Origin of the sequence: Nostoc flagelliforme FACHB-838 (genome assembly GCF_014698065.1) — a bacterium.
GTDB classification, from domain to species: domain Bacteria; phylum Cyanobacteriota; class Cyanobacteriia; order Cyanobacteriales; family Nostocaceae; genus Nostoc; species Nostoc flagelliforme_B.
On the sequence record NZ_JACJSI010000235.1, the window covers coordinates 1 to 9,166 of the forward strand.

Consider the following 9,166-nt stretch of genomic DNA (forward strand, 5'->3'; position numbering starts at 1 on the left):
CTTAGCAATGCAGTAATTGTTTATGACTCTATGACTGGGCAGTTACTATACAATCAAAATGGTAGTGCTGCTGGTTTCGGCAGTGGCGGTCAATTTGCACAACTTACTGGTGCGCCCACTCTTACTACCTCCGACTTCATCATTCAAGCATAATTGGGTCAGGTCAATTGAGTGGAAGTCTAATCTAAACATGAATCCACTTTTAAGATGGTTTTCAATTAAACAGATCACATCTATAGGGGCACAATATGTTTATTGTGCTAAATACGTGCTGAAAGTGCCGAAAGCGAGTAACCTCACGATAGATGTGGGTTCAGGAACAATTATGCTTGCAGAAAGACTAATAGATAACTCACTATCCTCAGAACCAAATTTTCAAAACTTGATACAAGTAGCGGTGCGGAAAAAATGCATCAGTCCTAGTGGGAATGGCACTAAGAAAAGCGGAAACGCTTATCAATTAAGCAGTTTGTAATTGTTTACGTAATTCATGCCGGGGTTTGGTCATCAAGGGGTAAATTTTGGGACGACGTTTACGAACTCTTGGTTCACTACGACCTGGGCGGTCGGGAACAGCCTTGTGAGAAATAACTTTTAACAAAGTGCAGTAAATTTGAAAACATTTTGTTGAATTTGCAGCTAATAAGAGAGGGAATAAAGTTAATTAAATGGTGGCGAGTACCTTGCTTTTGATTTGCGTAATAGAGGAGTGGTGTAAGTAGTTCCAGCCGACCACATTAAGTTACGAAGTAGATTGTAAGCAAGCAAATAAACGTAAATTTCTTTGCGTACCATTGAGGGACTTTTACACCGCAAAACATCCATTAAGAGAGTAGTTTTAAGATGTCTCAAATCCAATTCAATATCTCAACGTTTACCGTAAATTCCAACAATTTCGAGAGTAGAATAAGCTGCTTTATCTAAAAGAGTAGTAATTAAGCTGACTTGTTGAGTGCGAAAACCAGGAATAACAACGTAGTAGTAAACTTCCCGCACAGTGATGGAAGAAGGTAGAGCATCAAATTCATCTTTATTCAATCCTTTTGGACAACTTTTAGGCTTATACCAAGTAACTAATTTGTCACAATCTCCAACAATTTTGCCTTTTTGCATGGTTGTTGTGCGAGATTGATGCTTCCGAAATATAGCATCACAACCGAGTTTGGTAATTGTAACCATATCGGCATAAGCGCAAAAAGCTCTATCCCCTAAAAGTACATCATTGGGTTTGAGAAAACTGTACAACCTCCTCGCTAATTTAATATCATGAGTGTTCAAAACGTCTATGCACAAAGCAACAGCGGTTCCTGTCACTAAACTGAATACCACACCAATTTTAGCAATTGGGAAGCCACACTCAGGCTTTTGGCTACTGGGCTGAGGGTATTCTTTTTGATTCTCTACAGTGTCAGGCATCAAGACAGTTAACCTGTTAGAATTGGTGGTCTTTCTATGCTTTTTATTTCTAATAATAGATTACTGATTCCACATTCTCTATATAATCTTAACCACCTCTGTAGCATAAATCTTTTCCTTGCCAGTGTTTTGACCAATTATGCTATGCTTTTTACTTGTTTACTTTTCAATAAATATAACGGTTGCACTCTTTCTTTCCTAATGCTGTTTTTTGTTCACTCAGCATTTTATACAATTCTTCTTCTAAATTATTTTATCTCTAATTTCATACACCCTGGCGAACCTGTTCGTTTTTAACTTATCCTTTTCCGTATATCACACTTTACGTGAATTGGTATGAGTTCGGGTTAAAGATATGAAGGTAAAAGCCACTCTAGTTGAAGGCTGGGTTTCTTCGGTTGGTGACAATAAGCGATTAATCCGCAAAGAACGCTAACACAGAAATTAACTTTCTCTAAGGTGTCTAGAATATTCAATTTGAGGAATATTCTTGAGTTGGTCGTTAATTCGTTTCAATAATGGAGCGTTTACGGGATAAAAGCAAGTCAAAAAGACGCATCAACTTATTTTTCATGTTGCGACGAGGTTTAGCAAAAAATTCAATTCCAAAGTCTGCTTAAATGAAACGCTTATATACATACGGGCAATTTTGCCAGTGCAAACCGAAATTTTTGTAGGCTCATCGCCCACATTCAGTAATCCTATCTAAAAATTTAAATTTAACCGTATTTTTACTCAAGTCGTTCGGATTTTATGAAGCTATTTTAGTAATGAAAGATAGTCAATATTAGATAGATTAAGGAACTTGGAAGTTTTGTCTACAAATTCTGTAACCGCCCGAACCCTATCAAAAAATACTTATTTTATTAAGTTTTAACACAGCCATAGTAACAAGAACACGGCAGGCATCGTTAAGAGGGACGGTTATAACATTCCTTTTCCACACCTTCTTTTACGTTCCAACCTTGGATGGAGCGTTTGACATATCTGAGGCAATTGGACAGTGACTTTTTATTTTTCACTATGCCAAATTAATCCCTGACTGTCTTATCAATATATTTAAGCCAATCACTAACGATTTTGCTAGGATTCAAGCTTTTAAATTTATTGCTATATACCAATAAGACAGTCAGGGGTACTAAGTATGCTAAAAAGGTCACTCTTGATACAAACTTTTTGTGCCCGAAAAGAGCGCTCAACAAAGTTGAAAACTAAACTTACTGAAAAGATTGATTTAGGTAATAAGTAAAAGATTATGGCAAATATAATTGGAACTGACGATAATGATACCCTTAATGGTAGCGACAGCGCGGACACGATTAAGGGTCTTGCAGGCAACGATACCATATATACCATGTATGGTAGCGGTGGTAATGACACTTTGACTGGTGGAGACGGTCAAGATAAATTTGTTGATGCCGACAACTTCGAGTACTACGGCTTAACTCGTAATAATATCATCACCGATTTTGGTGGCGTAGGTAAAGGGAAAAATCCGACTTCCGGGGTCATTAGCAGAGTGGACACCCTAGAATTCCAGGGCCATGGCTTCACTACCCAAAATTTGCTGTTGACCCAGAATGGCAACAATCTGGAAATCAGCTTTGAAAAGGATACTTATAAAAGTAGTCTTTTTGGTGTAAAAGTCATCCTGCAAAACTTTGCTCTGGAAAACCTGGATAATCTTAGCAAATCTACAGGAGCCACTGTAGACTTGGGCAATATCCTGTTTAATAAGCAAACTAGCATCACCGACAGCTTTGATGTCTTCAATGCCAATTCCACCCAAAGTACTATTTTCAATAAGAACACAGTCACCTTTCTTAACGACCTCGACAATAATGTTAGCGGCTTTGACGACTCAGATGATCTGATCAATAGTCAGGCTGGTGATGACATCATTGATGGCTTGAGTGGCAATGACCTGCTGCGAGGTGGTATGGGTAATGATACTCTCATTGGCAGTGCTGGAGATGACACCCTGATTGGTGATACGGGCAATAACTCCCTTTTTGGTGGTATTGATGACGATAGTTTGAATATTGAATTTTCAACAGGCGATAACACTCTCAACGGTGGCACTGGTAACGATACCTTGAGTGCTGGGGCAACATCAGGCAATAACTTCCTTTTTGGGGGCGATGGCAATGATTCTCTTAACGCCTCTTACTATTCAGAAATATACAGCTATATTCCCTCTAACGGTAATAACACCCTCAACGGTGGTGCTGGTGACGATACATTACGTGCTCAGTCTCCATCAGGCAATAACTTCCTTTTTGGGAGCGATGGCAATGATTCTCTTAACGCCTCTGGCTCTGTAAATGAAGAGTACTTTTTTACCAGTTCCAGCGGCAATAACACCCTCAACGGTGGTGCTGGTGACGATACATTACGTGCTGAGTATTCCTCCGGCGATAACACCCTCTTTGGGGGCGATGGCAATGATTCTCTTAACGCTTCTGGCTATTTCTTCGCAGGCAGAGGTGGAGATGTCTATTTGCCCTCCTTAGGTAATAACACTCTTAACGGTGGCCTTGGTGACGATACATTACGTGCTGAGTATTCAACAGGTAATAACTTCCTCTCTGGGGGCAATGACAATGATTCCTTCTATCTAAGCCCTACAGATACTACCCCCTCTGATTTAGTAACTCAAACGGTAGATGGGGGTAAGGGTGACGATGTGCTATCCCTGGGTTACAGGTTAGCTATAAAGGGGATGACAACGATATTTAATCCTACTACTAACATTAGCTCAATTACAGCGGGCACGTATCGGGTTAGTTACAAGAATATCGAACGATTAAATATCAGAGGTACAGCCTACGATGATTATATAGTGGGGAGCAATGGCAACGATACGCTCTCTGGGGGCTATCGTGATAATGATACAGTCGATGGGGGCTATGGTAATGATACAGTCGATGGGGGTAAAGGCGACGATGTGCTGTTCGCCGATTACACCTATGCTACAAAAAGAGTCACAACGACATTCAATGCAACTACTAACATTGGTTCAATTACAACGGACACGAATCTAGTTACTTACAATAATATCGAACGATTAGATATAAGAGGTACAGCCTACGATGACTTGATTGTTGGGAACGATGGCAACGATACGCTCTCCACTGGCAATGGTGGCAATGATACGATAGATGGGGGTATGGGCGACGATGTGTTGTCCGTTAGTTACAGCAATGGTAGGGAGGGTTTGACAACGACATTTGATGTTACTACGAACATTGGCTCAATTACGGTGGGCACGAATCGCGTTAGCTACAACAATATTGAACGATTCAATATTTCCGGTACAGCCAACGATGACTTGATTGTTGGGAACGATGGTAATGACACGATAGATGGGGGCAATAATGGCAATGATACGATAGATGGGGGTATGGGTGACGATGTGTTGTCCGGCGGGTACTTTTATAGCTATGATTATAATACTGATGTGATTATTGGTGGTGCAGGTAATGATATCTTAACGGGTGCAAGTGGTAACGACACCCTAACTGGTGGCACCGGCAATGATACATTTGTTTACAACTCGGTCGATGGCAGCACTGATAACGGCACCGATATGATCACCGATTTTGGTGGCGTGGGTAAAGGCTCAAATTCCTCAGCAGAGGTGATTGCCTCCTTAGACATTTTGCAATTTCAAAATACTCAGTCTCTTGCCTTTACTGCTCAAAATCTGCTATTAACTCAAAATAGTAACAACTTAGAAATCACATTTGAAGACGCCAGTGCTGTTAATACTAAGGTTGTTCTCCAAAACTTCAAATTAGAAAACCTGGATAATCTGCCAGCAACTTCTTCACAATCTGCTATTGGCAATATCCTGTTTCATGGACAAACCACCATCACCGACAGTTTTGATGTGTTTGATGCTAATTCCACTCAAATTAGCCTATTCAATAGGGATACTGTTACCTTCCTTAATGACCTATCCAACAACATTATGGGTTTTGACAATTCCAATGATGTTATCAATGGTCAGGGGGGTGACGACATCATCGACGGCTTGAGTGGTAATGACACAATCAGAGGTGGTGCGGGAAATGATATTCTCCTTGGCGATGCAGGAAATGATACTCTCATTAACCGTGTAGGCAATGATACTCTTGAGGGTAGTACTGGTGATGATAGCTTGAATGCTAGCGGTTCAACAGGGGATAACCTGCTCTTTGGGGGCGATGGCAATGATTTCCTTGACGTTTCTGGCAGCTACAGCGGCAACAGCTCCTCCTTTGACTCTCGCTCTTTAGGCAATAACACCCTCGACGGAGGTGCAGGTAACGATAGCTTGAGTGCTAGCGGTTCAAAAGGTGATAACTTGCTCTCTGGGGGTGATGGCAATGATTCCCTTAACGTTTCTGGCGGTACCAGATCCGATTTCGGCTTCTTTGACTCTCGCTCTTTAGGCAATAACATCCTAGAAGGAGGTACAGGTAACGATAGCTTGAGTGCTAGCGGTTCAACAGGCGATAACACTCTTAACGGTGGCGTTGGTGACGATTTCTTGAATGTTCTGAATTCAGAAGGCGATAATCTGCTTTCTGGGGGCGATGGCAATGACTCTTTTTCTGTAAGCGCCTTATCTACTGTCCCCTCTTCTTTAGTGACTCAAACAGTAGATGGAGATATTGGTGAGGATGTATTGTCCGTCAATTACATCGATGCTACCGGAGGAATCACTTCAACATTCAATGCTACTAATAACATTGGCTCAATTACCGGGGGCAATAATCGAGTTAGCTATAAGTTTATCGAAGGATTAAATATTACAGGTACAACTTACGATGACAATATTGTGGGGAGCAATGGCAACGATACGATATATGGGGGCAATGGTGGAAATGATACAATTATTGGCGGTGCAGGTAACGATTTCCTGACAAGTGGGTATTTAGGTAATAGTACCCTTGATGGTGGCAATGGCAATGACATCCTCTATGGTGGCGTTGGTAATAACAACCTCTATGGAGGAGCTGGTAGTGATACCTTTACTTTCTATTATTACAATCAAGGTGTTAGTAGTATTTATGACTTCAACGCGAGTAATGAATTGATTGAGGTACAGGCTGCTACCTTTGGTGGCGGGTTAGTAACACCTATAGTTTCAGCTAGTCAGTTTACTCTCGGAACTTCTGCAACCACGATTGCTCAACGATTCATTTATGACAATTCTACAGGTGGATTGTTCTTTGACCTTGATGGTAGTGCATCTAGGTTTACTCAGGTACAATTTGCACAATTAGATGCTGGGGTGGCACTAACCAAAGATAATTTTGTGGTTGTTTAATCGGGGTTAGCGCGGGAGCAAGTCACTAACTGGTACGGTTTGCGAGGTGCTATTTTTAGCATCTCGTAAACGATAGTGCCAATCGAACGGTACTTTCTTTCATAAAGGTAGCTTTCTCTCCAACGCCTCATTCAAGCAGGGTTAGCGCGTCTCAAACCCTATTGACGAATGGCACGCTTGAAAAGTGGAAAGCCTTATCAATTAAGCAGTTTGCAATTGATGACGTAATTCATATCTGGGCTTGGTCAATCTGGGGTAAGCTTTGGGGCGACGTTTCGTGACTTGTGGTTCGCTGCGTCCAGGACGGCCGGGGACAACCTTGTGAACAATAATTTTCAGCAAACTACGATAAAGTCGGATGCGTTTTTGAGAGTGAGCAGTTTCTAATTTAGGAGATATCGATTAAGTTATGCCGCTTTGTGCGATCTATTCGTGGGTCTTCTATTCCCAAAAAATGGTCAGCAATTGTGATTTTTGGCTTCAGCTTCATAGAAAGGAGAATCAGAATGAAATTCTTTTTTGGAGTTCCTGTAAGAATACCATGTTCCTTGACAGGCAGCCGTCCTGGCTTTTCACGCCATCTGTAAAAGTCACTTTGAGCAGTTAGCGATGGTGTAACCTTCCTTTCCTGTGGCGATGGCATAAATCGAGTTTTTCTTTGCGCTGATCTTCTCGTGATTCCTAGTCATTAATCTAAAACTATTGAGAATCAGACTGTGAGAAAACCTACGCTAGAAGAGTGGAGAACTAACCGTGAAAATTCAGGCAGTCGACGGCTGCCTCTAACTCCCCATCACAATGATTATCATTTTCATGCTGAGTGAGATTTAATTTCCTCAAAGCCTTATGTAGTTTGAGTCTTGGAGTATTTTATCCTGATTCAGGCTTGTCAATATTTAGATGCGTTTGCCCTAACTGAATCCCTTATCAGACAACGACACAATCAGCAGATGTTCTTGCGACGAAATACCCAACTGTTGCAGCAGGAGTTGGAGCTTGAAGCCGAACTTTTAGCAGAAAACCCAGAGTTAGCCCAGGTGATTGATTCTCTTAATATGCAAGAAATCCAAAGTAATCAGCAAGGGGTACAGAATGTTTTAGGCTTAGAAGAATTAGCCTCAAAAGAGCAAAGTATTTGGAGTAAGTTTTTTCCGGGATTGGGTGGATGATTTGTTTTGCGTAAGTCCTATTTTCATAGGAGCTGAACAGCTTAATGTTGTAGATGGTGTAGGATTCAAATCACTACACCATCTGTGCGCTAATACACTAAGTATGTTTTGTCAATCTGCTTTCAGCAAACCGTTAAAAAGCCTTTAACAGGTGTGGAATTGTTTGTTTTCTGAAAAAATGCCGTTACCTTAACAGGTTTAAACAACAGCCAGTAGTGCGTAAATTTTGTGACAATTCGCTTTAAAAATCCTTTCCACTCAACGCAGACTCATTGACTGCTGCGTGTGAGCAACAAATTGAGTTGAAATTGTTTAGATAAGTAGAGGCTGTTGCTAACATTACAATTGCTGTTATTTAACATTCTGTTTTATCCAGTCAACAAGGAAATGCAGAATTAGCATACATTTACTAGCTGTATTCATGCTGCTTAATGATAAATATTTTCAATGATTAGGATAGACAATATACTTACAAAGTTTTGGAAATGCCTTCTGTTTCAACTTCTCAGCGTATCACTCGTCTTAACTTCATCCTCAAAACCCGGATCTTAGCTTGGATATTTAAGTCAGAATAGTTATTCTGCATATTAATGATTTCTTTTAATTAATGACAACTGCATTTAGTTGAGCAAAAATAAAACATAACTATATCTATCCAAGTTCTATCTTGAATGGGCATAGCTATCTACTACCATTGTATTTTCTGTAATATTTAACATGAAGAAGTTATTATCTATTCCATTATTTTGAAGAATCAATCTTCAGCATTAAGGGATATTACACAAAATGCTTCTTCCCCTTTTTCTATCTTATTAAAGGTAATTAAGTACAATAATGATAGTTAACGATTTCAACATAAGTCAGCATTTTTTATTTGATGCTATCCAAATAGAGTTAGAATTAAGCCCTGATGAAGCTCGAATTCTAGATGAATATTGTCTTCAATCAGGGTTAAATTATGATGAAGCTATTCAGCAGCTTATACAGCAATATCTTTATTTACAAAAATCTAACTAAGCAGATTTAATATTTTTCCACTGCTGATTTGATTCGTCTGGCTGACTGTTATGCTGATGGAATTCGTTCAATTGCATTTATTTCTAGAGAACGAATCAATTCCCGAATTACATCAGTTGCAGGTCTTCCGGTCATTTGACAATATTTTTCCAGCTTTTTCGCTTCACTATCAGTTAAATTGATAGTGATTCGTTTTACTGCCCATTTTTTGCTCATAGTTTACTAAATTTTCATCTGCTACATATTG

Annotated in this window: 5 protein-coding genes and 1 pseudogene; 2 read left to right on the forward strand and 4 right to left on the reverse strand. The window is 40.0% G+C overall.

Going from position 1 to position 9,166, the window contains the following annotated elements; genetic code table 11:
- Positions 1–867: 867 nt before the first annotated feature.
- A complete protein-coding gene (locus H6G97_RS38755; RefSeq protein WP_190945971.1) occupies positions 868–1,416 on the reverse strand; it encodes a hypothetical protein in 549 nt (182 codons plus the stop codon).
- 347 nt (positions 1,417–1,763) lie between these two features.
- Positions 1,764–2,029, reverse strand: a pseudogene (locus H6G97_RS56240) (transposase); the annotation flags it as partial.
- Between the two features lie 642 nt (positions 2,030–2,671).
- Here H6G97_RS56240 and H6G97_RS38765 point away from each other — a divergent pair.
- Positions 2,672–6,733, forward strand: a complete 4,062-nt coding sequence (locus H6G97_RS38765; RefSeq protein ID WP_190945972.1) for a beta strand repeat-containing protein — start codon at positions 2,672–2,674, stop codon at positions 6,731–6,733.
- A 388-nt stretch (positions 6,734–7,121) separates the two neighbouring features.
- Here the strand turns inward: H6G97_RS38765 and H6G97_RS55050 are convergent, their stop codons facing one another.
- Positions 7,122–7,376, reverse strand: a complete 255-nt coding sequence (locus H6G97_RS55050) for a hypothetical protein (RefSeq protein ID WP_190945975.1) — start codon at positions 7,374–7,376, stop codon at positions 7,122–7,124.
- 217 nt (positions 7,377–7,593) lie between these two features.
- Between H6G97_RS55050 and H6G97_RS38775 the strand changes: the two genes are divergently transcribed.
- On the forward strand, positions 7,594–7,902 hold the full coding sequence (locus tag H6G97_RS38775) for a hypothetical protein (RefSeq protein WP_242055860.1): 309 nt from the start codon (positions 7,594–7,596) through the stop codon (positions 7,900–7,902).
- Between the two features lie 1,065 nt (positions 7,903–8,967).
- On the opposite strand, the gene H6G97_RS38780 is transcribed toward H6G97_RS38775, so the two are convergent.
- Entirely contained in the window at positions 8,968–9,135 is a 168-nt protein-coding gene (locus tag H6G97_RS38780; RefSeq protein ID WP_190945973.1) for a ribbon-helix-helix protein, CopG family, read from the reverse strand.
- Positions 9,136–9,166: the final 31 nt, after the last annotated feature.

Bases quoted from the DNA above. Each gene is read 5' to 3' on its own strand.
- H6G97_RS38755 (WP_190945971.1), bottom strand. From the start codon at position 1,416: ATGCCTGACACTGTAGAGAATCAAAAAGAATACCCTCAGCCCAGTAGC.
- H6G97_RS38765 (WP_190945972.1), top strand. From the start codon at position 2,672: ATGGCAAATATAATTGGAACTGACGATAATGATACCCTTAATGGTAGC.
- H6G97_RS55050 (WP_190945975.1), bottom strand. From the start codon at position 7,376: ATGCCATCGCCACAGGAAAGGAAGGTTACACCATCGCTAACTGCTCAA.
- H6G97_RS38780 (WP_190945973.1), bottom strand. From the start codon at position 9,135: ATGAGCAAAAAATGGGCAGTAAAACGAATCACTATCAATTTAACTGAT.